Annotated in this window: 25 protein-coding genes; 23 read left to right on the forward strand and 2 right to left on the reverse strand. The window is 58.1% G+C overall.

All coding sequences use genetic code 11. From position 1 onward, the window contains the following. Positions 1-18: 18 nt before the first annotated feature. From B2A78_RS21240 to proB, 18 genes are all read left to right on the forward strand, one after another. Positions 19-2340 (forward strand): Ig-like domain-containing protein, encoded by a 2322-nt coding sequence (locus tag B2A78_RS21240; RefSeq protein WP_077732057.1) that lies wholly within the window; start codon positions 19-21, stop codon positions 2338-2340. An 11-nt stretch (positions 2341-2351) separates the two neighbouring features. Then, positions 2352-3047, forward strand: a complete 696-nt coding sequence (locus B2A78_RS21245; RefSeq protein ID WP_077732058.1) for a hypothetical protein — start codon at positions 2352-2354, stop codon at positions 3045-3047. Next, the gene (locus B2A78_RS21250) at positions 3044-3448 is read left to right on the forward strand and encodes a hypothetical protein (RefSeq protein WP_077732059.1); all 405 of its coding nucleotides are present in this window, start codon (positions 3044-3046) and stop codon (positions 3446-3448) included. The genes B2A78_RS21245 and B2A78_RS21250 overlap by 4 nt, the downstream gene beginning before the upstream one ends. A gap of 9 nt (positions 3449-3457) precedes the next feature. Next, on the forward strand, positions 3458-4306 hold the full coding sequence (locus tag B2A78_RS21255; protein ID WP_077732060.1) for a hypothetical protein: 849 nt from the start codon (positions 3458-3460) through the stop codon (positions 4304-4306). A gap of 9 nt (positions 4307-4315) precedes the next feature. Beyond that, positions 4316-4996: a carboxypeptidase-like regulatory domain-containing protein gene (locus B2A78_RS21260; protein ID WP_077732061.1), complete on the forward strand. Its 681-nt coding sequence runs from the start codon at positions 4316-4318 to the stop codon at positions 4994-4996. Then, complete coding sequence (locus tag B2A78_RS21265; protein WP_077732062.1) at positions 4993-5310, forward strand: hypothetical protein; 318 nt, start codon at positions 4993-4995, stop codon at positions 5308-5310. The genes B2A78_RS21260 and B2A78_RS21265 overlap by 4 nt, the downstream gene beginning before the upstream one ends. Positions 5311-5347: 37 nt before the next feature. Continuing rightward, positions 5348-7210, forward strand: coding sequence for a hypothetical protein (locus B2A78_RS21270; protein ID WP_143735267.1), 1863 nt, complete (start codon positions 5348-5350; stop codon positions 7208-7210). A gap of 19 nt (positions 7211-7229) precedes the next feature. Further along, positions 7230-7598, forward strand: a complete 369-nt coding sequence (locus B2A78_RS21275) for a hypothetical protein (protein WP_077732064.1) — start codon at positions 7230-7232, stop codon at positions 7596-7598. Positions 7599-7659: 61 nt separating this feature from the next. After that, positions 7660-8205, forward strand: a complete 546-nt coding sequence (locus B2A78_RS21280; protein WP_077732065.1) for a hypothetical protein — start codon at positions 7660-7662, stop codon at positions 8203-8205. 130 nt (positions 8206-8335) lie between these two features. Beyond that, entirely contained in the window at positions 8336-8560 is a 225-nt protein-coding gene (locus B2A78_RS21285) for a hypothetical protein (protein ID WP_077732066.1), read from the forward strand. Between the two features lie 167 nt (positions 8561-8727). Next, positions 8728-10011: a formylmethanofuran dehydrogenase subunit B gene (locus B2A78_RS21290; protein WP_077732067.1), complete on the forward strand. Its 1284-nt coding sequence runs from the start codon at positions 8728-8730 to the stop codon at positions 10009-10011. A gap of 601 nt (positions 10012-10612) precedes the next feature. Continuing rightward, the gene (locus tag B2A78_RS21295; protein ID WP_077732068.1) at positions 10613-12283 is read left to right on the forward strand and encodes a formylmethanofuran dehydrogenase subunit A; all 1671 of its coding nucleotides are present in this window, start codon (positions 10613-10615) and stop codon (positions 12281-12283) included. A gap of 84 nt (positions 12284-12367) precedes the next feature. Continuing rightward, positions 12368-13264, forward strand: coding sequence for a formylmethanofuran--tetrahydromethanopterin N-formyltransferase (gene fhcD / locus B2A78_RS21300; protein ID WP_077732069.1), 897 nt, complete (start codon positions 12368-12370; stop codon positions 13262-13264). Continuing rightward, positions 13261-14073, forward strand: a complete 813-nt coding sequence (locus B2A78_RS21305; protein ID WP_077732070.1) for a formylmethanofuran dehydrogenase subunit C — start codon at positions 13261-13263, stop codon at positions 14071-14073. The genes fhcD and B2A78_RS21305 overlap by 4 nt, the downstream gene beginning before the upstream one ends. Positions 14074-14195: 122 nt before the next feature. Next, positions 14196-14507 carry a 50S ribosomal protein L21 gene (rplU, locus tag B2A78_RS21310; RefSeq protein WP_077732071.1) on the forward strand — a complete coding sequence of 104 codons (312 nt, stop codon included), beginning with the start codon at positions 14196-14198 and terminating at the stop codon, positions 14505-14507. 20 nt (positions 14508-14527) lie between these two features. Next, positions 14528-14791 carry a 50S ribosomal protein L27 gene (gene rpmA, locus B2A78_RS21315; protein WP_077732072.1) on the forward strand — a complete coding sequence of 88 codons (264 nt, stop codon included), beginning with the start codon at positions 14528-14530 and terminating at the stop codon, positions 14789-14791. Between the two features lie 77 nt (positions 14792-14868). Beyond that, on the forward strand, positions 14869-15903 hold the full coding sequence (gene cgtA, locus B2A78_RS21320) for an Obg family GTPase CgtA (protein WP_077732073.1): 1035 nt from the start codon (positions 14869-14871) through the stop codon (positions 15901-15903). Next, positions 15887-17011, forward strand: a complete 1125-nt coding sequence (gene proB / locus B2A78_RS21325; RefSeq protein WP_077732074.1) for a glutamate 5-kinase — start codon at positions 15887-15889, stop codon at positions 17009-17011. Before cgtA ends, proB begins: the two co-directional genes overlap by 17 nt. Before the next feature lie 43 nt (positions 17012-17054). Here the strand turns inward: proB and rpsT are convergent, their stop codons facing one another. Beyond that, positions 17055-17333, reverse strand: a complete 279-nt coding sequence (gene rpsT / locus B2A78_RS21330; RefSeq protein WP_077732075.1) for a 30S ribosomal protein S20 — start codon at positions 17331-17333, stop codon at positions 17055-17057. Positions 17334-17572: 239 nt separating this feature from the next. On the opposite strand from rpsT, the gene murJ reads away from it, so the two are divergent. From murJ to lspA, 4 genes are read left to right on the forward strand one after another with little or no spacing between them, the layout of a single operon-like run. Then, entirely contained in the window at positions 17573-19114 is a 1542-nt protein-coding gene (murJ, locus tag B2A78_RS21335) for a murein biosynthesis integral membrane protein MurJ (RefSeq protein WP_346425854.1), read from the forward strand. Positions 19115-19124: 10 nt separating this feature from the next. After that, on the forward strand, positions 19125-20081 hold the full coding sequence (gene ribF / locus B2A78_RS21340; protein WP_077732077.1) for a bifunctional riboflavin kinase/FAD synthetase: 957 nt from the start codon (positions 19125-19127) through the stop codon (positions 20079-20081). Continuing rightward, the gene (ileS, locus tag B2A78_RS21345; protein ID WP_077732078.1) at positions 20078-22897 is read left to right on the forward strand and encodes an isoleucine--tRNA ligase; all 2820 of its coding nucleotides are present in this window, start codon (positions 20078-20080) and stop codon (positions 22895-22897) included. Before ribF ends, ileS begins: the two co-directional genes overlap by 4 nt. A 4-nt stretch (positions 22898-22901) precedes the next feature. Further along, on the forward strand, positions 22902-23378 hold the full coding sequence (gene lspA / locus B2A78_RS21350; protein ID WP_077732079.1) for a signal peptidase II: 477 nt from the start codon (positions 22902-22904) through the stop codon (positions 23376-23378). A gap of 210 nt (positions 23379-23588) precedes the next feature. Here the strand turns inward: lspA and ampD are convergent, their stop codons facing one another. Beyond that, the gene (gene ampD, locus B2A78_RS21355; RefSeq protein ID WP_077732080.1) at positions 23589-24173 is read right to left on the reverse strand and encodes a 1,6-anhydro-N-acetylmuramyl-L-alanine amidase AmpD; all 585 of its coding nucleotides are present in this window, start codon (positions 24171-24173) and stop codon (positions 23589-23591) included. Positions 24174-24802: 629 nt separating this feature from the next. On the opposite strand from ampD, the gene B2A78_RS21365 reads away from it, so the two are divergent. Beyond that, positions 24803-25581 (forward strand): hypothetical protein (locus B2A78_RS21365; protein ID WP_205780860.1); only part of this gene is annotated, 779 nt, incomplete at its 3' end.

Below are 25581 nucleotides of genomic sequence, written 5' to 3' on the forward strand. Positions count from 1 at the left end.
ACAGGAACGGGAGAAACCATGTCTCGCCTCATCTATCGTATGGTGTTCTGGCTCGCCGCTGCGGTGCCCCTGACGGCGGTCGCCGGCAAAAACATCGCCCCCACTGTCAGCCTCACCGCACCGCTCAATAGCGCGAGCTTCACTGCCCCGGCCACGATCACACTGTCGGCCACCGCCACCGCCACCGCCACCGACGGCAGCATCGCCAAGGTCGACTTCTATCAAGGCACGACGCTGATCGGCACGGCTACCGGCACGCCCTACACATACGCGTGGTCCAATGTACCCGCAGCCAGCTATACGCTTAGGGTCATAGCCACCGATAACCTGGGTGCTTCCGCTATCTCCGAGCCGGTCGTCATCACTGTCAACCGGCCGCCACTAGTGGCGCTTACCGCGCCGGCCTACTGCGGCGCATTCGACATCTCGACCGGCCTCGACCTGAACGCCGACGCCGTAGACCCCGACGGCCACGTGGTCCGGGTCGACTACTATGCGGATGACGTCCTCGTGGGCTCGGTCGACAACCCCTCATCTTATCTGGAGGCCGGCAACGCCTACTGGTTTCATTGGGCCGGCATGTCCGCCGGCACTTATACCCTCACTGCCCGTGCCATAGACAACCGCGGCGCGGTCGCGACCTCCGAACCGGTCATCCTCACCATTGCCCCGGCCAATCAGCCGCCATCGGCATACCTCACTGCCCCGGCGAATGGCGCGGTTTTCGGGACCACCGAACCAATCTCCGTCTCGGCGGAAGCCCAGGACAGCGACGGCAGCATCGCCAAGGTGGAGTTCTACCGTGGTACAACGCTCATCGGCACCGACACCGCGCCACCTTACTCTGCCATCTGGAGCGGCGCCAAATCGGCCGGGCAATATGCATTGTCGGCCCGCGCTACCGATAACCGCGGGGCGCTGACCGTATCGGCGGTCGTGTCCATTACCGTCAGCGCCAACGCGCCGCCTACCGTCAGCCTCACCTCCCCAGCCAACGGCGCGAGTTTCACCGCACCAGCTACGATTAATCTCGCTGCCAACGCCGCCGACTCCGACGGCAGCATTGCACAGGTCGAGTTTTTCAGCGGCTCGACCTGGCTTGCCACGGTCACCACTGGACCCTATGCCTACACTTGGTCCGATGTGCCTGCCGGGAGCTACTCCCTGACAGCAAAAGCCACGGACAACCTCGGCGCGACGGCTACTTCCGCGGCGGCAAGCATCACGGTAGCCGCCCCACCGCCCAACACCCCGCCCACGGTGAGCCTCACCAGCCCCGCGGCGGGCGCCAGCTTCCAGGCACCGGCGACGATCACTCTCAACGCCAGCGCCGCCGACGTTGACGGCAACATCGCCAAGGTCGACTTCTACCAGGGTACGACGATCCTAAGCACAGCCACCAGCGCGCCTTACACGTTCAACTGGACCAATGTCGCTGCGGGCAGCTATACCCTTACCGCCGTGGCCACCGACAACCTGGGCGCAAGCACGACCTCGGCACCGGTGAGCATACTGGTGAATGCGCTCGGGCTCACTATCATGAGCCCCGCCGACGGCGCCACTGTTGCGGGAGATCACGTGACGGTGAGCGGCCGATTCCTCGCGCCCCTCCATTCCGGCATCAGCGTCAATGGCGTAGTAGCCACCCTTGTGGACGGTGATTTCTACGCCTATGACGTGCCGATTGCCACGGAGACTCAAACCCTCACCGCGACGTTAACGACGCTCGACGGACAGACGGTCAGCCAGTCGATCTCGGTCGCCGGCGCACCGGCGCCGGGCGTACTGATACATGCCGAGCCGCAGAGCGGCCTGTCGCCGCTCAAGGTGGATTTCAGCGTGACGAACAACACGGCGAGCCCGGTGCAGAAGGTGGAGGTCGATTGGGATGGAAACGGCACCATCGATTTCACCGCGAGCGTGAACTTCAACCTTACATATTCGACGCCGTGGACCTATCGGACGGCCGTCAAAGTGACATTGGAGGATGGTTCGGTCTTCACCCAGAGCTTCCCGATCGTGGTGCAGGATCCGGAGCAAATGGATCAAATGTTCCAGTCCCTGTGGACCGGCATGAACAGCGCCCTGATCGCCGGGGACAAGATAACGGCGCTGAACTATCTGAGTCCTCCGGCGCGAGCGAAGTACGGACCGGTGTTTGATGTGCTTATGCCGCATATGGCCGAAATCATCGGCAGCTATACCGAGCCCCAGTTAGGAAGCTATGCCGAAGGCATGGCTGAGTACGCGATCGGCCGCACGATCGATGGCGTGAACCACGTCTTCCTGATCTATTTCCTGCAAGATCCCAGCGGGATCTGGCGCCTGGATTCCATGTGAGGTAAAGCCCGATGAAAACCCTTTTCATGACCTGTCGCTTGCTTCTTGTCCTCACGTCGCTATCACTGCCGGCCTGCGCCAAGACCTATTCGGCCAAGCCGATTACCGCAACCGTGGTCGACGCCGAGACTTGGGAGCCGCTCGAAGGCGTTAATGTCGTGGCGGAGTGGATATTGCACTATCCCACTTGGCGGAGTGATGGCTCCCTGGAAGTTGCCGAAGCGGTGACCGATAAAAAAGGGCAGTTTCATATTCCCGGCTGGGGACCGAAAGCGGTTCCCAGTCATTTGCCGCATGGCACGAGACTGGGAAATATAGACCCAGGGCTTTACTTTTTTAAGAGTGGCTATCGGGTTCGCGCCCTAGACAACAGTCGTCGGCAGCCGGAACGGCTTCTGCCCAGGAACGACATCCCCGTGCGCTATTCCGACTGGGATGGCAAGCTCATCTGGCTGGAGAAGTTCAAGGGCAGCCTGCAAGACTACGCGAGCATGGTCAAGTCCGCTTCCGGTTTTCATTTCCAGGACTGCAAATGGGTGAAGTTCAGGCGGTGGCTGATGGCGATGTTCCGGGAAGCGGACAGGCTGAATGCGGCCGGAGTGAGCGGAGTGCGCAACAGCACCATCGATTACCGATGGTGGTCCTCAAGACGCGATAAGAACGAATGTGGCCGCTTGGAAGAAATCTTCTCGGAATATCTGAAATGAAACGGCAGACGATACCCGCTTTGGCCTTGGCGGCGCTGGTGAATGCTTGGCAGACACACGCGTATGAGATTCCGGCCCACGGCGAATTGTCGAGCGCAGCATCCGACAAATCCATGCTGGCCGACCAGTCCGTACTGCGGAATCTTGGGCTTGACGCCACCCAGAAATTTCCCGCGACCCAAGGTGACGATTCGGAGGAGTTCGTGAATTGTAAGCACGGTGAATCTTATCTGATAGGGGAACTCATCGCCTGTGGCGCCCAGTTCGAGGACGTGCCGAACGACCGCAGTACGAACCACTTCTTCGATCCGGCTCATAAATCAACGCTTTTTCCGGATGGCGCGCCGCTCACCGTTCTGCCATTTCCTACGGGGAGAGGATGGCGTTTGGATTTCATGTGAGGACTGGTCATGAAAAATTTCCTGCTTCCCATCTTGACTGCGCTGCTGTTGCCCCTGCAGGCCTGCGCGACGAAATACTCGGCGGAGCCTATTCAGGCGCGGGTGGTCGACGCCGAAACGAAACAGCCGCTAGAAGACGTGAACGTGGTGGCGAACTGGCAACTGGAAGGGGGCCTTGAAGGCGGCACCAACCTGGGACAGATGATGGTAATGGAAACCGTCACGGATAGTGCCGGGCAATTCAGTTTCCCGGCCTGGGGGCCGAAGGCGATACCGAGCGGATATCCGTTGGAGTACCAGAACGCCCGGTTGAAAGATACGGATCCCCAATTGCTGTTGTTCAAAAGCGGCTATAAGTATCTAGCCCTCTATAACCGCAAGACAGCGGAGCAAATGCGCGGCAAAGGGCCTTCCGTCAGAACGTCCGATTGGAACGGGAAGACTATCGAGATGCGAAAGTTTAAGGGAAATCTTGAAGAATACGCGGGAGAGCTTTCTTATCTAAATATCCTCTTGGAGAATGTGGCGGTTCTTTATCCTACAGAGCTTCCTCAGAACCCCTGCAAATGGAAAAGAATTCCATTGGTGATACTGGCTACTGGCAAGCAAAATGAAGTCTTTAAGGCTAACCATATCCGTTTCCGGACTTTGGGGTTATATGACCGGTTGCTTTCGAACGAAAAGTACTATTCAGAAAAAGGGTGCGGATCGGTCAAGGCATTTTTCAGGGAGTATGAAAAATGGAGCTCAAATGGCGAATTTTTTCGAACCGGCACACTAACGGCCTACATATCCTGGATGGGACTTTATGAAACTTGGGCTTGCTGCCCCTACGGGCAAGATTTCCTCGATGAATGAGATAGCAAAATGAGCAAGTTCCGATTCCTGTTACTGGCGTTCGTGCTGATTTCTTTGCTGGGCTGCGGCGCGCCTTTCTACATCGCCGACCCGATCGAGGCGCGGGTGGTGGATGCCGAGACGAATCAGCCACTGGAAGGCGCGAACGTGGTAGCGAACTGGCAATTGGTGGTCGGCAGCCTCGATGGTGAGCGTGATAGAGGCCAGCTCGAAGTAAAGGAAACCGTCACGGACCAGGCCGGCCGCTTCCACTTCGAAGGCTTCACTAAGCTCAATCCGATGCTGTACGAACTGCGCGATCAAGACCCTCGAATCATCATCTTCAAGCCGGGCTACGAGTGGAAGATGATCACAAACAACTATCCAGGGGCTGGGACGAAAACGCCAGGCATTCATCGCAAATCGTGGGTGAGCGGGCGAACTATAAAGTTAGCGAAAGCGGATCCCGTTGTTACTCACACAATGATCAAGATTTTCTACGGTGGATTGTATTCATATTTGGTAGATATTGTGGAAGATTGCGAGTGGAAAAAAATACCGCTCATGATCTTGGCCATGGATGCTGAAAAAAAACGCCTCAAGGCAATTGATCCACAGGCCGATATTGAAGTTTGGTCAATTGGTCTCCTTGATCAATATAAAGGAAGATGCGGATCGGCGGAGGAGTTTTTCAAGGAGTATGCCAAATGACAATAAAATCGTTCTTCTTTATATTTATAGCCGCTATATTGGCATGGGTGATTCCGGCCTGTGGATACGAAGTAGGGACGCATACGACAATGGCAGCTTATGCAGCACAAGATTCGATTCTAAGCAAACTTTCGACGCTAAAACAGCTTGGGCTGAAAGGCGTAGACCTCTACGATGAGAGCCAAAAATTCCCTAATTCAGACACGTTGTTAGGCTTTGGCGTTAGCAACCTGATGACCATTAGCGCACTGATACAGCATGGTGCCGCTTTCGAAGACAATCGCCGCGATATCCAGGCGCTCTATCACTTTTAATCCAGTAAATGGGCAAGGCTTGACGGTGGACGGCTGGATGCCGGGTGCGCCCTCTCCGAATTGGGCGTTGGAGGATATCCAGGATTTCAGCACGGACCAGCCGTTTTCTTACAAGAAAGGGCGGCAGTATTTTTATAACGCGCTGACCAAGCCTGACAAGGCGGAGCGGGGCAAGAACTGGGGCTTGACCTTCCAGACGCTGGGGCACGTTATCCACCATTTACAGCACATGGCCCAACCCCAGCATGTGCGCAACGAACCGCATTGCGATGGACTGATTTGCGCATTTCCCGGCTATTTCCTGGGCCTGTGGAATCCAAGCCTCTACGAGAAGTGGACGCTGAGAAATCCCCCGGCCAATATGTGGTTCACCACTTATGCTCCGGTATATTCCGCCGACGATACCGGCAATTTCACCACGCCGCGCCAGTTCTGGACAACTACTGAAGGAAACGGCACTAGGGGAAACGGCATCGCCGAATACACTAATCGAGGATTTTTTTCCTCCGGGACGCTTTTCAGCTCGGAGGCACTTCCTTCTCCGACATTGTCTTCCTTGATGAAGGGACAGCCCCTTGATGTCGTAACTGTGTGCGCAGAGGCCGAGGCGCAAGGGCGGCCTCCTTGCCCTCCCGCCATCTCGGGTGAGATTACCTTCTTTGCAAACACGGTCACAGATAGTCTCCGGCCCAGCGAAACCAGGGACAATCCACGGGCAGCGAGCTATTCGCTATTCGATCCAGAACTAGAAAAGAAAGGAGTGGCTCCTGTCTTTGCGCTGAACCGCTTTGACTTGGATTCTGCCCACGAGTTCCTCATCCCCCGCGCTGTCGCCTATTCCGCCGGCCTGATCAACTACTTCTTCCGCGGCAAGATGGAAATCTCCCTATCCGACGAGGGCGTCTACGGCGTCGTGGATCACTCGGTCGAGAAAGCGAAGAACACGGACGGCTTCCGCAAGATCAAGCTTAAGTTGAGAAACGTCACGCCCGCCGTCACTGGAGTGGAACCCATGGGAGCGCCGGGCAAGCTCCAGGCCGTGGCCAAGTTTCACCGCAACAGCTGCTATCAGCCGGACCTGTCGGGGGAATACGGCGCCGAGGATGAAAATAATGCCAGGATTAACGACTGGAAACAGTGCCGCTCGGAGAACGAAGACATCGTCGTCTCGGAGGAGACCGACGTGCCCGCCGGCATCAATGCCGACGCGCAGCCGGTTACGTTCCTCTTCCCGACTCCCATCCCCATCAACGCCACGGACCTCTACCTGCAAGTCGTCTATCGCGGCCCGTTAGGGCAGGAGGAAGACGCGGTGGCGGTCGCCACCAAGGACATCGCCGAACCCGACTTCCAAATCGGCAGTTACAATACCATGGAGCAATATTTATGGGGAGGGTTGCCTTTTGGGTTATACCCTTTCAAGCAGTACTATTGTGACCAGATCCTCAAGGTCGATTATGATACCTGCAAGTACCGGTATCGATTCTCCGCTTACTTTCGTTTTGTACCCCCGACGAATTTCGATCCCGCCAACCCGGTTGAGACGTATGCCGCGACGGCAGCGATCGAAGGCGTTCTGGTGAGCCGGTATGGACGGCTCGCGGTGCTGACCGACCCAGGGTCTTTTTCCGCCTATTGGATGAAAATCTTTCCGGAAGGGTATCCGGCAGGGTCCACTCCGGATCTCAGTTCAGAACCCTCTCTTCATACGTATACATACACTGCGACAATCAACCAACTCGATCCGGAAACCAATACTATGGATTCCACCCCGTACCGCGAGAAACGGGGAATCTATGGCGCTCAGGCTATATACGAAACATTAAGCGACACTAACCTCTCCGAACCCCCACCGCTAATAAACCCGCTCGATCCCGTGCCTGCGCGGGTAAATTATTGATCCATGCGGGATCCCATTCATGAAACCCGGACTCGAGCCGCCCCTGATTACCCTGGTGCTCGCGCTACTCCCGCTATTCCACGACGCTGCCGGACGTGAAAATCGCAAATCCGGAAAAGCATTTTGCCGAGAAAAGCAGGTCGAGAAAGAGTTCGAGGCGAAGCGGAAAGCCCTGTATACAATCCAGAATGCCCTGCAAACCCTCAAGAACACCCAGCCCAACCAATACGTTGCCGATTATCAAAATTATCTGAAGAGCTTGGAGCGGCTCGCGCACGGAAAACGGGGCCAAAAAGATAAAGGGGGCAGACCCCTTTGTAAATTCGCGCGCGAGTACTTCTACCAGGCGCTCACCTCGCCGCCGTTGCCGGACCGGGAGGACAACTGAAGCAAGCTGTTTCAGACTTCGGGCGGCATCCGGCAGCCCGCTTCCGTGTGAAGGAGCGTCCATGGAACTACCCCGCATCATTTTGTACTTATATCTTCTTCTCACCGCACTATCGTTGCCGGCCTGCGCCAAGACCTATTCGGCCAAGCCGATTACAGCGACCGTGGTCGACGCCGAGACCTGGGAGCCCTTGGAGGGCGTCAACGTGGTGGCGGACTGGGTACTGTACGCCCCTGCGTGGCGAAGTACCGGAGAGTTGGAAATAATAGAAGCGGTCACGGACGAGCAAGGTCAGTTCCATATCCCCGGCTGGGGACCGAAAGCGGTTCCCAGCCACTTGCCGTATGGCACGAGACTGGGAAACGAGGATCCAGCGCTGCAATTCTTCAAGGGTGGCTATCGGATTCGCGTCTTGGTCAATAGTCGGCAGCCGGAACGGCTCCGGCCCGAGAACGACATCCCCGTGCGCTATTCCGACTGGGACGGCAAGGTCATCAAGCTGGAAAAGTTCAAGGGCACTTTGGAGGATTACGGGAAATATATTCATGACCCAATGCAATATATGGGTAGTGGAATTCCCTGCCCAAGGAAAAAAATGCCGCGTTGATCAAGGAACGAGAACGTCTCGATAGCTTGGGTATCCATAACACCAATCTTCCTTCCCTACAGGCCATGGAAAACTACTTCAGCTTTGAAAATTGTGGTTCCGCCAGGGAATTCTTCCGGGAGTACCTGCAATGAGCAGACTAACTTCCAAGCTGTTTGGAGTTCTGTCGGCGGCTGTCTTGGGCGCATCGGCTTTCGCCTATGAAATGCCGACTCACCGTGTGCTATCTGAGCAGGCGGCAGCAAAGTCCAGACTGAGCCAACCCGATGTCCTGGCTGATCTGGGGCTCACCAAACCCATCACTGATCCCACCCAAACCTTTCCGATCGATTACGGCTCGTGCCGCCGAAAATAGCAGACGATTACGGGGCCCAAGTATTAGCTGGCCCGAAGTTGAAAGTTGAGGCCGAAAGACCTATTCTTGCGCGATTTGGTGCAACACCTGCGCCTGTCCGCATATGATCCTTTACCTCTTCGGCGGCTACGCCACCCGACGTCTTGATATCTCTTGAGAGAAATGGCATGACCGAAAGTACCCAAACCCGCGTTTTCGAAAACGTTCCCAGCCCGTTTTGCGGCATAGCCTCGGACGACCTGAAAATCGAAGTCGAGGGCCAGCGGGTCAGAATCCTCGAGAACGGTGACGCCGTAACGATTCCCGGCTTCGAGCAAGCGATCGCCGATACCGTTCCACGCATCGCCGGAAAGCCGGCTACGCTGGACCAGGCCGTCGCGCGCGCCTCGGAAATATTGAAAAGCACTCGCCTCCCGGTATTCAGCGGCTTCGGCACCGATGTCGACGAAACCCGCGCGGCGCTTTCCTTGATCGACCGTTGCCGAGGCGTGTTCGATCAAATGCGTGCCGAAGGCGGCTTGCGCAACCTCTTGGTGCTGGCCGATTCCGGCTGGATGGCGACGACCTTGGGCGAACTCAAGAATCGGGTGGAGGTTCTGGTCTCGTTCGGTACCGATATCGAACTCAATTTTCCGCGCTTCTTCGAACGCTTCGTCTGGAACAAGGAAACGCTGTTCAACGGTGACACCGGCAAGCGCGAAATCATCTTCATCGGCCGCGCCCCGACCGGCCAGGCGGCCACCGCCCCCGACGGCCGCCCGCCGAAGGTCATCCCCTGTGCCCAGGAGAGCCTGCCGGATGTGGCGGCGGCGCTTTCGGCTCTGGCCAAGGGCGCGAAACTTCAAGCGGAACAGGTCGCCGGCATCCCCGTCTCGGAGCTGCAATCGGTCGTGGATCGGCTGCGCCAAGCCCATTACAGCGTCGTGACCTGGGCCGCGGGACAACTCGCCTTTCCTGACGCCGAACTGACCGTACAGCAGCTGTGCCAGATGGTGGCGACGCTGAATAAAGACACCCGCGCCGCCGTATTGCCACTGGGCGGACAGGACGGCGATCGCACCGCGAGCCAGGTGTGCGCATGGATCAGCGGTTATCCTACGCGCGTCAGCTATGCTCGAGGTTACCCAGAATACGACCCCTACCACAACGGCGCGGCACGACTCCTCGCGAACAGCGAAGCGGATGCCCTGTTCTGGATTTCGAGCCTGAGCTCGACGCCGCCTCCGGCGAGTGACGTACCCACGGTCGTGATCGGCCGCTCGGGAATGCGCTTCGAATCCGAACCCGACGTGTTCATTCCCGTGGGCGTGCCCGGCATCGACTTTGCCGGCCACATGTACCGTTGCGACAATGTCGTCGCCATGCCGCTGTACCAACTCCGCAAGTCCGAGCTATTCAAAGCATCCGATGTGCTTCGAGCGATCGAGCAAGCACTCGGCTCTACCACGTAGCAACAGTCTCCGATAGTTCCTATTCCCTCCCGGCTTGCCCCGCCGCATTCCAGAGCAAACCGGGAGGACAGGCACAGAATCAGCCCGTTCAAACCGCTGTTTGCACCCCGCCCCATACTCTGGCGATACCCTTTTCCGTCCGAACCGATGCCGTCGAGTTGAAAAGTTAAACCGGGTTGCTTATTCTTCCGGGCTATACCAAGCCTACGGAAGAGGCATTGTGTCAGATTGATTCGAGTTTATTGGCCGTCCCTTCCAGAAAATCCTGGGACCGCGTGTTTTTGCATAACTTTGTGAATACGCGGGTCCAACGATGAGAAGTGGCGAATGCTTTGCTGGGACTTGGACATATTTAGCCTCTTCCGGCTAGGAATGGCTCCATAAAGACATTTACATCAGTTCGATGCCAGTACCGCCTTTTCATCCCACCCATCGATCTCCAGCGTCATTGCATGACGACTGCGGCGGCAAGACCGATCCGCTGAGATTGGTGTTTCTGACGACGACCCCGAGGTGCGACCGCCCGGACTGGGTCGGATTCCGGATATAACCGGACCAGCGGTATCACCTTGCGGTAACGATCCACAGGAGAGCTTGTTTCATGCTGATTAAACTCACGGGCGGCACTGTCTACGATCCCGCGCACAACATCGATGGCCAGGTGCTGGACATTTACATCCGCGACGGCCGGATCGTTCCTCACTCCGATATTCAAGGCATGGCGCCCGATCAGGAATACGATTGCCGCGGCAAAGTGATCATGGCCGGAGCCATCGACATGCACACGCATATCGGCGGCGGCAAAGTGACGATCGCCCGCAACCTCCTGCCGGAGGATCACCGCGCCGATCCATCGCCCCGTTCGGGATTAAAACGCGCCGGCTGCGGCCATGCCACGCCCTCCACGCTGACCACCGGTTATCGCTATGCGGAAATGGGCTATACCGCCGGCTTCGAACCGGCGGTGCTCCCCATCAACGCCCGCCAAGCGCACATGGAAATGGCCGACGTACCGCTGATGGACGTAGGCGGCTATGCCATGCTCGGCAGCGATGATTTCTATCTGCGCCTACTCTCGTCCGGCGCCGACCAGCAGGTCATCAACGATTACGTGGCCTGGACTCTGCACTCCAGCCAATGCATCGGCATCAAGGTGGTCAATCCCGGCGGAATCAGCGCGTTCAAATTCAACCAGCGCAAGCTGGATCTGGACGATCAGCATAGCTATTACGGCGTCACGCCGCGCCAGGTTTTGCAGAAACTGGCCAGGGCGGTACACGAATTGGGCGTACCTCACCCTCTGCACGTGCACGGCTGCAATCTAGGGGTGCCGGGCAATCTGGAAACGACGCTGAACACGATCACCGGCATCGAAGGCTTGCCGATGCATCTAACTCATATCCAGTTCCATAGTTATGGCACCGAGGGCGACCGCAAGTTTTCTTCGGGCGCGGCACAGATCGCGGAGGCCATCAACAAGAACCGCAACATCACGGCGGATGTAGGGCAAATTCTGTTCGGCCAGACCGTCACCGCGTCGGGCGACTCCATGCGCCAGTTCGTCAATTCCCATCATGCCCATCCGAACAAATGGGTGTGCATGGACATCGAATGCGACGCCGGCTGCGGGGTGGTACCATTCAAGTACAGGGACCAGAATTTCGTCAATGCCCTGCAATGGTGTATCGGGCTCGAAATCTTCCTGCTGGTGGACGATCCCTGGCGCATTTTCCTCACCACCGATCACCCCAACGGTGCGCCATTCACCACCTATCCCCATTTGATCCGGCTGCTGATGGACAAGAGCTTCCGCAACGACATGCTCTCGACCATCAACGCCGATGCCGCCGCGCTGAGCACGCTCGGCTCCATCGACCGCGAGTACAGTTTGTACGAGATCGCGATCATGACCCGCGCCGGAGCCGCCAGGCTTCTCGGCCTCAGCGACCGCGGCCATTTGGGCGCGGGAGCCGCCGGGGACATTACCGTATACACCGAACAGGAGGACAAGGAGGCGATGTTCACCAAGCCCGATTATGTCTTCAAGGACGGTGAACTGGTCGTCCGCAACGGCGAAGTGGTCAATGTCGTCTGGGGCAATGTGCACACCGTCAAGCCGGAGTTCGAGCGCGCGGGTATCGAAGGGCGACTGCGGGACTATTTCGATCGCTACCACACCATGAAGATGGACAACTTCATCATCCGCGACTGGGAAATCGAGAACGATGGACGCAGCAAGATTCTCGTTCATCCCTGCCAAGGTCAGGCCTAACAAGAATGGCGCGAGCATTCTCCCCCGTTGAGACGCAAAGCACCCGAATTCTGCAAATAAAACAAAAGAGCCGTGAGGAACTGCATGAACATTAACGGCGTCCAGATCGATGCGACTTTCGCCGAAGCCTTTCCGATGAGGGCCACACGGGTCATCATCACCGCTCAAAATCTCAAATGGGCTTATCATGCGGCTCAGGCCATGACAGGCTTCGCCACTTCGGTAATCGCGTGTGGCTGCGAAGCAGGCATAGAGCGAGAACTCGATCCGAGTGAAACGCCGGACGGACGACCGGGCATCTCCGCGCTGATTTTCGCCATGGGCGGCAAAACCTTGGCCAAGCAAGTGGAAACCCGCGCAGGCCAGTGCGTGCTGACCTCGCCCACCTCGGCACTGTTCGCCGGCATTCACGAAGGCGACAAGATTCCCTTGGGCAAGAATCTCCGCTTCTTCGGGGACGGATTCCAGATCTCCAAGCGCATCAACGGCAAACGGTATTGGCGCGTCCCGGTCATGGACGGCGAGTTCCTCTGCGAAGATACCACCTGCACCGTCAAGGCCGTAGGCGGCGGCAACTTCCTGATCCTGGCGGAAAGCCAGCCGCAGGCCTTGGCCGCTTGCGAGGCCGCCATCGAAGCCATGAAAAAGATCCCGAACGTCATCATGCCTTTCCCCGGCGGCGTGGTGCGCTCGGGCTCGAAGGTCGGCTCCAAGTACAAAGCCTTGTCGGCGTCGACCAACGACGCGTTCTGCCCCACGCTCAAAGGTCAAACCAGGACGGATTTGAGCCCCGAAATCGAATCGGTCATGGAGATCGTCATCGACGGCTTGACCGATGACGACATCAAGAAAGCCATGCGGGTCGGCATCGAGGCGGCTTGCAGCCTGGGCGCCGAAAACGGCATACGCCGCATCAGCGCGGGCAATTACGGCGGCAAATTGGGTCCTTTCCTATTCCATCTTCAGGAGATCATGGCATGACGGCGCTCACCTTCACCCTGAAGGCCGAACTCGAACAACGGATCGACGTGTCCCCATTGACGCCGGATCGGCTCGCCGACAAATCCGCGAGTGAAATCGGCGCCGAATTGCTGCAATACGGCAACCGGCAAATACGTGCCGATGAACTGTTTTCGATCGAAGGGCAAGGTTCCGACCGCCTTATCTTCCGCGGCAGCCGTAAGCTCGACTATATCGGGAAGGGCATGAGCCAGGGGGAAATCCGCGTCGAGGGCGATGCCGGCAGTTATTTGGGCATGCACCTCAAGGGCGGACGCATCATCGTAAGCGGCAACGTCGACGCTTACGCCGCTTGCGAAATGAAAAAAGGCGAAATTTTGATTCGCGGCAACGCCGGAGATTTCCTCGGCGCAGCCCTTCCCGGCAATAAAAAGGGCATGGCCGGCGGCGTGGTCATCGTCAAAGGAAACGTCGGCGACCGCGTGGGCGACCATCTGCGGCGCGGCGCCATTCTTATCGAGGGCAACGCCGGAAATTATCTGGGTTCGCGCATGACGGCCGGCACCATCGCCGTCCTCGGCGAAGTCGGCGCACACCTCGGCTATGCCATGAACCGGGGCACCGTGCTGCTTGCCCGGACACCGGCATCCATTCCGGCTACCTTCAATGATTGCGGCACCCATACGCTCGGCTTCATACCGTTGCTTCTGAAAGGCTTCCAGGGATTGGAGACCCGGTTCTCCGAAATGTCCGACACCCTCAAGCGGGTACGGCGCTATGCCGGAGACATGTGCGGACTGGGCAAGGGCGAAATACTCGTTGCCCTCTGACGGCGTCACGCCGGTTGCGATTCGCAACTCGGCAGGCAAGAAACTCAGCTGGTTGACGGATTTAGGCATACACGGTTATCATTCCGTGTTTAAAAGAATTTTCTGCGTTGGAGCCAACAAAAATGTACGCGGTTATACAAACAGGCGGCAAGCAATATCGGGTGAAACAGGGCGACGTGGTCAAGGTCGAAACCCTGAGCGCCGAAGCCGGCCAGCAAATCGAGTTCGACAAGGTGCTAATGGTTCAAACGGATTCCGGCTTGAAAGTAGGCAAACCCTTCATTGATGGCGGCAAAGTAACCGCAACCATCAAGGCTCATGGCCGGCACCCGAAAATTAAAATCGTCAAGTTCCGCCGGCGTAAGCATTACATGAAGCAGGCGGGCCACCGGCAGAATTACACCGAAATTCAGATCACAGGTATCTCTGCCTAATCGAAGAGCGAGGAATCACGATGGCACACAAGAAAGCAGGCGGCAGCTCGCGCAACGGCCGCGATTCAGAATCCAAACGACTCGGCGTGAAACGCTTCGGCGGTCAGTTCGTGCAAGCGGGCAGCATTATCGTGCGGCAGCGCGGCACCAAATTCCACGCCGGTGAGAATGTAGGCTGCGGAAGAGACTATACGCTTTTCGCATTGGCCGACGGACAGGTCCAGTTCAAGGTGAAAGGCCCGCTCAAGCGCAAATACGTCAGTATCGTTCAAAGCGAAGCCTAAGGATCAAAGCGGCTTTACGGGCCGCCCTTTTAAATAGGAAGAAGCCTCGTCCGTGACGGGGCTTTTTTGTCATTACCATGAAGTTTGTTGACGAAGCGGAAATTCGGGTGGAAGCGGGCGACGGCGGCAACGGCTGCGTCAGCTTTCGGCGCGAAAAATATGTTCCTTTCGGCGGCCCCGACGGGGGCGACGGCGGTGACGGCGGCAGCGTTTTTCTGGTCGCCTCCACCAATCTCAACACGCTGGTCGACTTCCGCTTTCACTCGCGATTTCGCGCCGAACGCGGACAAAACGGGTCGGGCGGCAACTGCACCGGCCATTCGGGCGCCGACTGCATCGTCCACGTACCTACCGGCACCGAGGTGTTCGACGCCGAAACCGGCGAAAAGCTCGGCGACCTGGTCAAGGAAGGCGAAAAATTATTGGTAGCCCAAGGCGGCTTTCACGGCCTCGGCAATACCCGATTCAAGAGCAGCGTCAATCGCGCGCCGCGCAAGGCCACCAGCGGAACGCCGGGCGAACGGCGCACCCTGCGCCTGGAGCTGAAGCTCATCGCGGACGTCGGCTTGCTGGGCATGCCCAATGCCGGAAAATCCAGCTTGATTCGCAGCGTGTCCGCCGCACGTCCCAAGGTTGCGGATTACCCTTTCACCACCTTGTATCCGAATCTTGGCGTCGTGCGCGTCGACGATCAGCGCAGCTTCGTCATGGCCGATATTCCCGGCCTCATCGAGGGCGCATCGCATGGAGCGGGACTGGGAGTGCAGTTCTTGAAGCATCTTGCCCGTACCAAGCTGCTGCTCCACGTAGTGGATGTCGAACCCTACGAAAGCCTGGAAGACCCGATTACGGCGGCACAAAAAGTGATTGCCGAGCTTCAACAATGGGACCAGGGTTTGGACCAGAAGCCGCGCTGGCTGGTATTGAACAAGATCGATCGGCTGGCCGACGACGCAGCCCAACAGCGCTGCCGCGAAATCATAGAAGGTCTCGAATGGGCCGGCCCCGTCTTTAGGGTCTCCGCCGTTCGAGGCGACGGCCTCAAAGACTTGACCTACAGCGTTATGGCGTTCCTGGAGCAGGACCAAACAAAAGATGCAGAACAGGACTGAATTCGCCCACGCCCGCCGCATCATCGTCAAGATCGGCAGTGCCTTGCTGACCGGGGGCGGGCGCGGACTGGACATGCCCGCAATCACCGATTGGGTGGCTCAAATTGCCGTCTTGCGCCACCAAGATATAGAAATTCTTCTCGTTTCTTCCGGCTCGGTCGCCGAAGGCATGTGCCGGCTGGGCTGGAAAACCCGCCCACGCTCCCTGCACGAACTCCAGGCGGCCGCCGCCGTGGGACAGATGGGCCTGATTCAGACTTATGAATCCCTCTTTCAAGGGCACGGTCTTCATACCGCGCAAATCCTGCTGACCCACGACGACCTATCGGATCGGCAGCGCTATCTTAACGCCCGAAGCACCCTACTCACCCTGCTCGAATTGGGGGTGGTGCCGGTCATCAACGAAAACGATACGGTAGCGAACGAGGAAATCCGCTTCGGAGACAACGACACGCTCGCCGCTTTGGTGGCGAATCTCCTGGAAGCGGATCTCTTGATCATTTTGACCGACCAAAAGGGACTTTACGAACGCGATCCGACCCTGGACCCCACCGCCCAACTCGTCTACCAGGCCAGCATCAATGATGCGCGCCTCGGCGAGATGGTGGGCGAGAGTCGCAGCGGACTCGGCCGGGGCGGCATGATCACCAAACTGCGCGCCGCTCGGCTGGCCTCCCGGTCCGGGACGGCAACGGTTATCGCCAGCGGGCGGGAGCAAAATGTCATGGCAAGGGTGGTTGCGGGCGAGGAATTGGGTACCTTTCTGATTCCCGATGTATCCCCGATGCTGGCCAGGAAGCGTTGGCTGGCCGGACAGCTCAAACTCAAGGGTAAGTTGCACTTGGATGAAGGTGCTGCGCGCGTCTTGAAAGAAGACGGCAAAAGCCTCTTGCCCATCGGCGTAACCGCCGTGGACGGCGACTTCCACAGGGGCGACCTAGTCGCTTGCGTGGATATGGAGGGAAAAGAGGTGGCTCGCGGGCTGGTGAATTACGGCGCTGACGAAACGCGCGTCATCATGCGACAACCGAGCTCGCAAATCGAATGCCTGCTTGGATATGTCGATGAACCGGAACTGATTCACCGCGATAATCTGGTACTGGCTTGAGAGAGGCAGGCGGGCCAGCCCGCCTCGCCTTTCCGCCAGAAACTTAGGCGGATGCGCTCAGAACCAGCGCTTTGACTCGGGCGTTGAGACGGCTCTTGCTGCGAGCGGCCTTGTTCTTGTGGATCAAGCCCTTGTTAACCGACGAGTCGATAACGGGAACTGCGGCGCGAAATGCGGCCTGCGCTTGCTCCAAGTCGCCGGATTCTACCGCCAGAATGACCTTCTTGATGAAGGTCCGCAACCGGCTGCGCTGAGCCGCGTTGTGGGCGCGATGTTTTTCCGATTGTATGGCGCGTTTTTTTGCTGAAGCAATATTAGCCAAGGTGAAAACCTCTAATCCTAATCGTTTTAAGCGAATTCGTTATTTTCGTCACAAGTAATTCAAGAGTCAAGAGCGCAATTTTCACAAAACTATCGGGCCAGACGTTTTCGCAGGTTATAGGCCATTTTCGGATAGCTTTTCGCAGCGTATCTCTAACAGTGCCTTGATCGCCCAAATTCCTTATACTACGGCCTTTTCTTCAACGAAAGCACTGGTTTTAGGCTCTGAGCAAGCATCTACTGAAATCCACGGCGGCCGTCGGCGGCATGACCTTCGTCTCCCGCCTTTTAGGGTTCGTTCGAGATGTCGTCATCGCCCGTTATTTCGGTGCCGATCCCGGCACCGACGCGTTCTTCGTCGCGTTTAGAATTCCCAACTTCCTGCGCCGCCTCTTTGCGGAAGGCGCCTTCTCGCAGGCCTTCGTGCCGGTTCTGTCAGATTACAAGGAGCGCCACGACCCGACCCAGCTCAGGCCGTTCTTGGATCGTACGGCCGGCAGCCTGTCGCTGGCCTTGTTGCTTGTCACCTTCGCCGGCATTATCGCTGCGCCGGTCTTGATCATGCTGTTTGCGCCCGGTTTCTATCGAAATGCGGAGCAATTCGAGCTCAGCGTCGAGATGCTGCGCATCACCTTGCCGTATCTTTTCTTCATTTCCCTCACGGCATTCGCCGGGGCCATTCTGAACACCTGGGGACGTTTCGCCATACCGGCCTTCACGCCGGTCTTTCTGAACCTTCTGATGATCGCTGCGGCGATTTGGTTCGCCCCTTACCTGTCCGAACCGATTACCGCCTTGGCCTGGGGTGTGCTGATCGCCGGCGTCGTCCAGCTCGCATTTCAAGTGCCTGCGCTCCTCCGGGAGGGCTTGCTGCCGAAACCCCGCCTTGGGTTTCACGATGCCGGCGTTCGCCGCATCATCAAGATGATAGGACCGGCGATTTTCGGGGTTTCGGTAACCCAGGTGAATCTCCTGGTCGACACGGTGATTGCCTCCTTTTTAGTGTCCGGCAGCGTCTCCTGGCTTTACTACTCCGATCGGCTGGTGGAATTCCCTTTGGGCATTTTCGGCGTCGCTATCGGCACTGTAATGTTGCCTCATTTGTCGAAAAATCATGCAAACCGTGATCGCGACGGGTTTTCCCGTTCGCTGGACTGGGCTCTCCGCTGGGTCATCCTGATCGGCTTGCCGGCGACCTTGGGCCTAGCGCTACTCGCCGAACCGATGATTTCCACCCTTTTTCAGTACGATCGGTTTTCTTCGCATGACGCCGAGATGGCCAGCCGGAGCCTAACGACTTACTCCATCGGATTGATGGGCTTCATCGCAATCAAGGTGCTGGTTCCGGGCTTCAGCTCGAGACAGGATCTCCGCACCCCGGTCAGGTATGGCGTCTACGCCATTATCGCCAACCTCGCGTTGAACCTGGCTCTGATTTTTCAACTCGCGCCGATCGGCTGGGGTCACGCGGGTCTCGCTCTGTCGACGGCGTTGGCGGCGCTCCTTAACGCCGGACTGCTCCTGGCCAAACTTTTGAAGGAGCAGATTTACAAACCGGAACCGGGATGGCCGATCTTCCTGCTGCGTGTAGCGCTCGCCAGTGGCGTGATGGTCCCGATCCTGGTCTATGCGTCCAATGCTTATCCGTGGCAGATCTGGTCGCTCGCCGACCGAATTTCGCATCTGGCTTTGTGGATTCTGCTGGGCCTCGCGACTTATCTGTCGTGTCTTACCCTGACAGGGCTCCGTCCCAGGCACATGCTGGTTCCGGAAGGTACCTGAGGACCGTCGCATGCGCTTGATTCGAGGACTCGCCGAACTGAAACTTCCCGAACGGGGCTGCGTCGCCACGATCGGCAACTTCGACGGCGTCCATATTGGTCACTGCCAAGTGATCGAAAGGCTGGCGGAAGCAGGACGGAGGCTGGATTTGCCGGTTGTGGTCGTCCTGTTCGAACCGCAGCCACGGGAATATTTTTTCCCGAACGAAGCACCGGCCCGTTTGACCCGGCTCCGTGAAAAGCTGGCCCGCTTGGCTGAATTGCCGATCGATCAGGTGCTGCTGCTGCGCTTCAACCGGCAGCTCGCCATGTTGCCGGCGGAAAGCTTCATTCAAGACATCCTGCTCGAAGGACTGCGCATCAAGTATCTGGTGATCGGAGACGATTTCAGATTCGGCAGAAACCGGCTCGGCAACTTTGCCTTGTTGCGGCAGGCCGGGAAAGAATTCGGCTTCGAAGTGGTCGACACGCCGTCGGTATTGGTCGATGGACGACGCGTCAGCAGCACTTCGATCCGCAAAGCCCTCGCGGCAGGCGATTTAGCTCGCGCAGCGCGACTCCTGGGGCGTCCTTATTCAGTCTGCGGACGCGTCATCCATGGGGCGAAGCGCGGCCGAACGCTCGGCTTTCCCACGGCCAACATCTTGATGAGACGGAAAAACACTCCTGTACAGGGTGTATTTGCCGTTACAATGTCCGGAATAGGCGAACATCCGCTGCCGGGGGTCGCGAACGTAGGCATACGCCCGACTGTCGCGGGAGGACGTACGGTGCTCCTCGAAACCTATTTGCTGGACTTCTCCGGAGACCTCTACGGAAAACAGGTGGAAATCGTTTTTCGCCACAAGCTCCGGGACGAAAAGCGCTTCGACGGCTTAGCCGAACTGCAGGCCCAGATCGAACGGGACGTCATGACTGCAAGAGGCTATTTCGCCATCTCAAATTCAACATCATCCTCTGCATCATGAGCACGGATTACAAATCGACACTGAATTTACCCAGCACCGATTTTCCGATGAAGGCCAATCTGCCGCAGCGCGAGCCCGAGCAGCTCGAGCGCTGGCGCAGCATGGATCTTTACCGGAAGATTCGCGAAACGTTCCGTGGGCGCCCGAAGTTCATTCTTCATGACGGCCCCCCCTACGCCAACGGCGAAATCCACATCGGCCATGCCGTAAACAAGGTGTTGAAGGACATCATCGTCAAGAGCAAGGGATTGAACGGTTTCGACGCGCCCTATGTGCCCGGCTGGGATTGCCACGGCCTGCCCATCGAATTGATGGTGGAGAAGAAGATCGGCAAAGCCGGCGTGCAGGTCAACGCTTCCGATTTCCGCAAGGCCTGCCGAACCTATGCGGCCGAACAAGTGGACATCCAGCGCCGCGAATTCGTCCGGCTCGGTGTTTTCGGCGATTGGGAAAATCCTTACCTGACCATGGACTTTCGCTTCGAGGCCGACATCCTGCGCGCTTTGGGCCGAATCTCCGCGCGCGGCCATCTGATGAAAGGGGCAAAGCCGGTGCATTGGTGCACCGATTGCGGCTCCGCGCTGGCCGAAGCCGAGGTCGAATACGAAAACAAGCGCTCGATCGCCATCGACGTGCGGTTCAGGGTTCTCGACGAAACCGCGCTGATCCAGCGTTGTCACTCGGTTCCGGGCCATCCGGGCGAAGGCCCGCTGTCGGTGGTCATCTGGACGACGACACCCTGGACCCTGCCGGCCAACCAGGGCGTGGCGCTCAACCCGGATCTCGATTACGCCGTGGTGCAATGCCGGGAACCGATGGAGCGGTTGGTCGTGGCCGAAGCCCTGATGAAAGATGTCATGATGCGTTGCGGCGTCGACGATTACCGCGTCGTGGCGTATTGCAGGGGCTCGGATCTCGAGGGATTGATGCTGCACCATCCGTTTTACGAGCGCGAGGTGCCTATCGTTCTCGGCGAGCACGTGACGCTCGACGCCGGTACCGGCGCGGTGCATACGGCGCCCGGCCATGGCCAGGAAGACTACGTCGTCGGTCAGCGCTATGGGCTGCCGGTCGAAAATCCGGTGGCGGACGACGGCAAGTTCCTGCCGAGCACGCCGCTGTTCGCCGGCGAACACGTCATGAACGCCAACGGCCATGTGGTCGAGGTGCTCAAGGAACGCGGCACACTGCTGCACGAAGCGCGCATCGAGCACAGCTATCCGCACTGCTGGCGGCACAAGACGCCGGTCATCTTCAGAGCGACGCCCCAGTGGTTCATCGCCATGGACAAGAACGATCTTCGCCGCCAGGCCCTGGAAGAAATCAAGAAAGTGGAATGGATACCCGACTGGGGGCAGGCGAGAATCGAAGGCATGGTCGCGAACCGGCCCGACTGGTGCGTCTCCCGGCAGCGGAACTGGGGCGTGCCGATCGCCTTGTTCGTCCACCGCGAGACCGGCGCCCTGCATCCCCGCACCGAGGACCTGATCGAAGCGGTCGCGCAACGGGTCGAGGAACGGGGAATCGATGCGTGGTTCGATCTCGACCCCGCGGAATTGTTGGGCGAAGAGGCTGCGCAGTACCAGAAGATCAACGACACGCTGGATGTCTGGTTCGATTCGGGCGTCAGCCACTTCTGCGTGCTGGATCGGCGGGAGGACCTGCATTCGCCGGCCGATCTGTACCTCGAAGGCTCGGACCAGCATCGCGGCTGGTTCCAATCGTCCTTGCTCGCTTCCGTGGCGATCCGCGACGCCGCGCCGTATCGGCAGGTGCTGACCCACGGCTTCACCGTGGATGCGGAAGGCAAGAAAATGTCGAAATCCAAGGGCAATGTCGTGGCTCCGCAGAAAGTGATGCAGAACCTCGGGGCGGATATCCTGAGGCTTTGGGTCGCGGCAACCGACTACCGGGCCGAGATGAGCGTTTCCGACGAGATTCTGAAACGCACGGCGGACGTTTACCGGCGGCTGCGGAATACCGCCCGCTATCTGCTCGCGAACATGAGCGGCTTCGACCCGGAGCGGCATTCGGTCGAACCCGAAAAGATGCTGGCGCTCGACCGCTGGGCGGTGGACCGGACTTTCCGTCTCCAGCAGGAAATCGTCGAAGCCTACGAGACCTACCAGTTCAACCTGGTCTATCAAAAGGTCCACAACTTCTGTTCCATCGACCTGGGCAGCTTCTATCTCGACGTGCTGAAGGACCGCCAGTACACCTGCCGCGAGGACAGCCTGCCGCGGCGATCCGCACAAACCGCGATGTACCACATCGCCGAGGCACTAACCCGCTGGCTGGCGCCCATCCTGAGCTTCACGGCCGATGAAATCTGGCGTCATTTGCCCGGCAAGCGGAGCGAATCGGTGTTTCTGGAGACCTGGTACGAGGGACTGTTCCCGCTGGACGAATCCTCTCCGTTCAACCGCGAGTTCTGGGATTTCCTGCTCAAAGTCCGCGAGGCGGTGAGCAAGGAACTGGAAGTACTGCGGGTGCGCGGCGAGATCGGCTCGTCCCTGGATGCCGAAGTCGAGCTTTACGGCAGCCAACCGATTCTCGAACGGCTTGCGCCTATCGAAAGCGAGCTTCGATTCTTGTTCATCACCTCGTATGCGAGCCTTCGGCCCGAAGGGGACAGCGACACGCTTCCGACGGGGATCGAGGGACTGGAGCTGAAAGTTCGGGCTTCCGACAAACCCAAATGCATACGCTGCTGGCATCACCGCGAGGACGTCGGCAAGCATTCCGATCACCCCGAGCTTTGCGGCCGCTGCGTGGAGAACGTGGCAGGACAGGGCGAAACCCGTCTTTACGCCTGATCTCATGTTGAATTGGCTTTGGCTTTCCGCGCTGGTCGTCGGCCTGGACCAGCTCACCAAGCAACTGATCGATCGCTCGATGGAACTTTACGAGTCGGTCGGCCTGCTGCCTTTTTTTCAGCTCACTTACCTACGCAACCAGGGCGCCGCGTTCAGCTTTCTGAGCCAAGCCGGAGGATGGCAGCGGTGGTTCTTCATCGGCCTGGCCGTCATCGCCAGCGGCGCTATCTGCTATTGGCTGAGCCGGCTCGGCAAGGGCCAACGCTGGGAAGCCGCGGCCTGGGCGCTGGTTCTGGGCGGCGCGCTGGGCAATCTCATCGACCGCATCATTTACGGATACGTTATCGATTTTCTCGACGTGTTTTATGGAGAATGGCACTGGCCGGCCTTCAACGTGGCCGATTCCGCGATCACCATAGGCGTAGCGATGCTGCTGATCGACTCCGTGAGACCGCGGCAGTCGACGGCCAGCCTGGTGTAGACCTATTTGCCGGCAAGGGATTGCCGGCCTATAAACGATAGCCAAGTAGGTCGGGAATCCTTTCCCGACACAACGGACGGGCAATCGGCTTCGCATGCAAAAGATTTCCGACCTGCTGGATCATAGACCGGAACAAGCCCAGCATTCCCGGAGTAAGGCGCATTTACCGGGAACGGCTATCGCCTCATCCCCGCCTACGACGGTTTCACCTCAGACGAGAATGCCTCTGCCTCCGGTCGGCTGAAAACCTCTTGCGGACAGCAAGCGGTAAACCCTTTCCCAATCGAAACTCGGGCCCGGATCGGTTTTTCGCCCCGGAGCGATGTCGCTGTGACCGACGATCCGGTCCGGCGACAAGCCCGGATAATTCGCCAGCAAGGCGGAGAGCAAATCGGCCAGGTGCTCGTATTGCCGGTCGGTATAGGGAATATCGTCGGCCCCTTCCAACTCGATGCCGATCGAGAAATCATTGCAGCGCTCCCGCCCCTCGTAGTTCGAAATCCCGGCATGCCAAGCGCGCCGGTGGAACGGAACGTATTGAACGATCTCGCCGTCGCGGCGAATGAGCGCATGGGCCGATACCCGAAAGCCGTGTATGCGCTCGAAATAAGGGTGGGCAGTCGGTTCCAAGGTATTGGTAAACAAACAGTCGATCCAGTTGCCGCCAAACTCGCCCGGAGGCAAACTGATGCCATGTATCACCACCAGCGAAATATCCCCTGAATCGGGCCTGTCGTCGCAATTGCAACTCTCTAGCCGCCTCGCGTTTGCCAGCCAGTTATCGATTATCTTCATTTTCCAAACCGAGTTGTAAATCGTCGAGAATTCGTCCTGTCCGCCGAGTATATCTACAAGACAATCTGTCCGCTTTCGGTTTTGTGGGTCGAGTCACGATATAAAAAAGACTTTCCCTTTAAAGTAAGTCCCGCGACGAATATAAAGCGCATTGTAAGAACCGAGTATAGAGTTATCGCAATGTGCGACACCGAAAATCATCATCGATTGCTACCGGTCCGGCAACGCATAGACTGAAACGGATTCAGTAAAGCTACAACACATTCGATATACCTTAAGCCGCGATTTTTCGAGGTACAGGTCGAAACCTTTCCGATTCGAAATCGGCCGGCAAAAATAATAATCCCGGCAGAAATGTTTCGACTTGAAAACAGAGCTCTTAAAGATAACAAGAACCGTGTCGGCCATGATAAAAAAGAAGCTGTTTCTTTCCATGGTACGCTGCATACCGAATATACGACTCCGTATCCCGCGAAATAGCAAAACAGTACGGGCAAAGGCAATCCCGGCACGCCGCATACATTATATTACCCGTTTTCGATGCATTAAGACGGCTGAAATCGAACTTAACTTCCCGGGCAATTCACGACAGTTTTTTCATCCATGACCATCAAGGGAGTGCTTCAAGCATGAGAGATTTCCGATTATGGAGCAGGCTGGCTCTAGCGCTAGCGGGGGTATTTTTCAATCCCATGGCCGTCGGAGAAACCCCGCCGTTGTCAGGGCTGCCTAGCAATGAGGAAAGCAAATCTGCTTTCGCCACGCTGAAGGCCGGCGAAGGCGGCTATGCACCGGCCCGTGCCGCCCGTGAGTACTGGGACGCGGCCCGCCGGCGCGTGGCACAGGATCCTCGCTGGACGGCTTGGTTGCAGGAGCGAACCGACTGGATCGATCACTGGATGACCACGCCCCGCGAGAGCGCGGACTGGGTCGCCGGCTGGATCCACGACTACGTCGATCCGAACACGGGCGTTCTCCTCCACTGGACCCCCGATCAGCCGATACCGCCCGACCAGCCCGGCCACGAAAAGCTGCGCGCCGCCTGGATCGCCCATAATCGGATCTACAACATCGACCGCGTGCTGGACGCCGCCCGACTGTTCCGCCTGACCGGCGATACGCGCTACTTGGATTGGGCGGCTTCGCAGCTCGATTTCTACGCCGACGCCTACCGCGGCTTCCCGTTGCAGACCTGGAACGGCCGAGCCCAGCTGATGAATCAGAGTCTGGACGAAGCGACCCGCGCCCTGGTGTTGATCGAAGCGGTCCGGCTGCTGAAACCCCATGTCCCGGCGGCCCGCGCCGACCACTGGCGCGAGGGGCTGTTCCTGCCGTTGGCGGCCAATGTGATGGCGTCGTCGCGCGAGGTCCACAACATCGCCGTCTGGCATGCCGCGGCCGTGACGTT

The sequence above is a fragment of the Methylocaldum sp. 14B genome (assembly GCF_002005105.1).
GTDB lineage: Bacteria > Pseudomonadota > Gammaproteobacteria > Methylococcales > Methylococcaceae > Methylocaldum.

Bases quoted from the DNA above. Each gene is read 5' to 3' on its own strand.
- B2A78_RS21240 (WP_077732057.1), top strand. From the start codon at position 19: ATGTCTCGCCTCATCTATCGTATGGTGTTCTGGCTCGCCGCTGCGGTG.
- B2A78_RS21245 (WP_077732058.1), top strand. From the start codon at position 2,352: ATGAAAACCCTTTTCATGACCTGTCGCTTGCTTCTTGTCCTCACGTCG.
- B2A78_RS21250 (WP_077732059.1), top strand. From the start codon at position 3,044: ATGAAACGGCAGACGATACCCGCTTTGGCCTTGGCGGCGCTGGTGAAT.
- B2A78_RS21255 (WP_077732060.1), top strand. From the start codon at position 3,458: ATGAAAAATTTCCTGCTTCCCATCTTGACTGCGCTGCTGTTGCCCCTG.
- B2A78_RS21260 (WP_077732061.1), top strand. From the start codon at position 4,316: ATGAGCAAGTTCCGATTCCTGTTACTGGCGTTCGTGCTGATTTCTTTG.
- B2A78_RS21265 (WP_077732062.1), top strand. From the start codon at position 4,993: ATGACAATAAAATCGTTCTTCTTTATATTTATAGCCGCTATATTGGCA.
- B2A78_RS21270 (WP_143735267.1), top strand. From the start codon at position 5,348: ATGCCGGGTGCGCCCTCTCCGAATTGGGCGTTGGAGGATATCCAGGAT.
- B2A78_RS21275 (WP_077732064.1), top strand. From the start codon at position 7,230: ATGAAACCCGGACTCGAGCCGCCCCTGATTACCCTGGTGCTCGCGCTA.
- B2A78_RS21280 (WP_077732065.1), top strand. From the start codon at position 7,660: ATGGAACTACCCCGCATCATTTTGTACTTATATCTTCTTCTCACCGCA.
- B2A78_RS21285 (WP_077732066.1), top strand. From the start codon at position 8,336: ATGAGCAGACTAACTTCCAAGCTGTTTGGAGTTCTGTCGGCGGCTGTC.
- B2A78_RS21290 (WP_077732067.1), top strand. From the start codon at position 8,728: ATGACCGAAAGTACCCAAACCCGCGTTTTCGAAAACGTTCCCAGCCCG.
- B2A78_RS21295 (WP_077732068.1), top strand. From the start codon at position 10,613: ATGCTGATTAAACTCACGGGCGGCACTGTCTACGATCCCGCGCACAAC.
- fhcD (WP_077732069.1), top strand. From the start codon at position 12,368: ATGAACATTAACGGCGTCCAGATCGATGCGACTTTCGCCGAAGCCTTT.
- B2A78_RS21305 (WP_077732070.1), top strand. From the start codon at position 13,261: ATGACGGCGCTCACCTTCACCCTGAAGGCCGAACTCGAACAACGGATC.
- rplU (WP_077732071.1), top strand. From the start codon at position 14,196: ATGTACGCGGTTATACAAACAGGCGGCAAGCAATATCGGGTGAAACAG.
- rpmA (WP_077732072.1), top strand. From the start codon at position 14,528: ATGGCACACAAGAAAGCAGGCGGCAGCTCGCGCAACGGCCGCGATTCA.
- cgtA (WP_077732073.1), top strand. From the start codon at position 14,869: ATGAAGTTTGTTGACGAAGCGGAAATTCGGGTGGAAGCGGGCGACGGC.
- proB (WP_077732074.1), top strand. From the start codon at position 15,887: ATGCAGAACAGGACTGAATTCGCCCACGCCCGCCGCATCATCGTCAAG.
- ribF (WP_077732077.1), top strand. From the start codon at position 19,125: ATGCGCTTGATTCGAGGACTCGCCGAACTGAAACTTCCCGAACGGGGC.
- ileS (WP_077732078.1), top strand. From the start codon at position 20,078: ATGAGCACGGATTACAAATCGACACTGAATTTACCCAGCACCGATTTT.
- lspA (WP_077732079.1), top strand. From the start codon at position 22,902: ATGTTGAATTGGCTTTGGCTTTCCGCGCTGGTCGTCGGCCTGGACCAG.
- ampD (WP_077732080.1), bottom strand. From the start codon at position 24,173: ATGAAGATAATCGATAACTGGCTGGCAAACGCGAGGCGGCTAGAGAGT.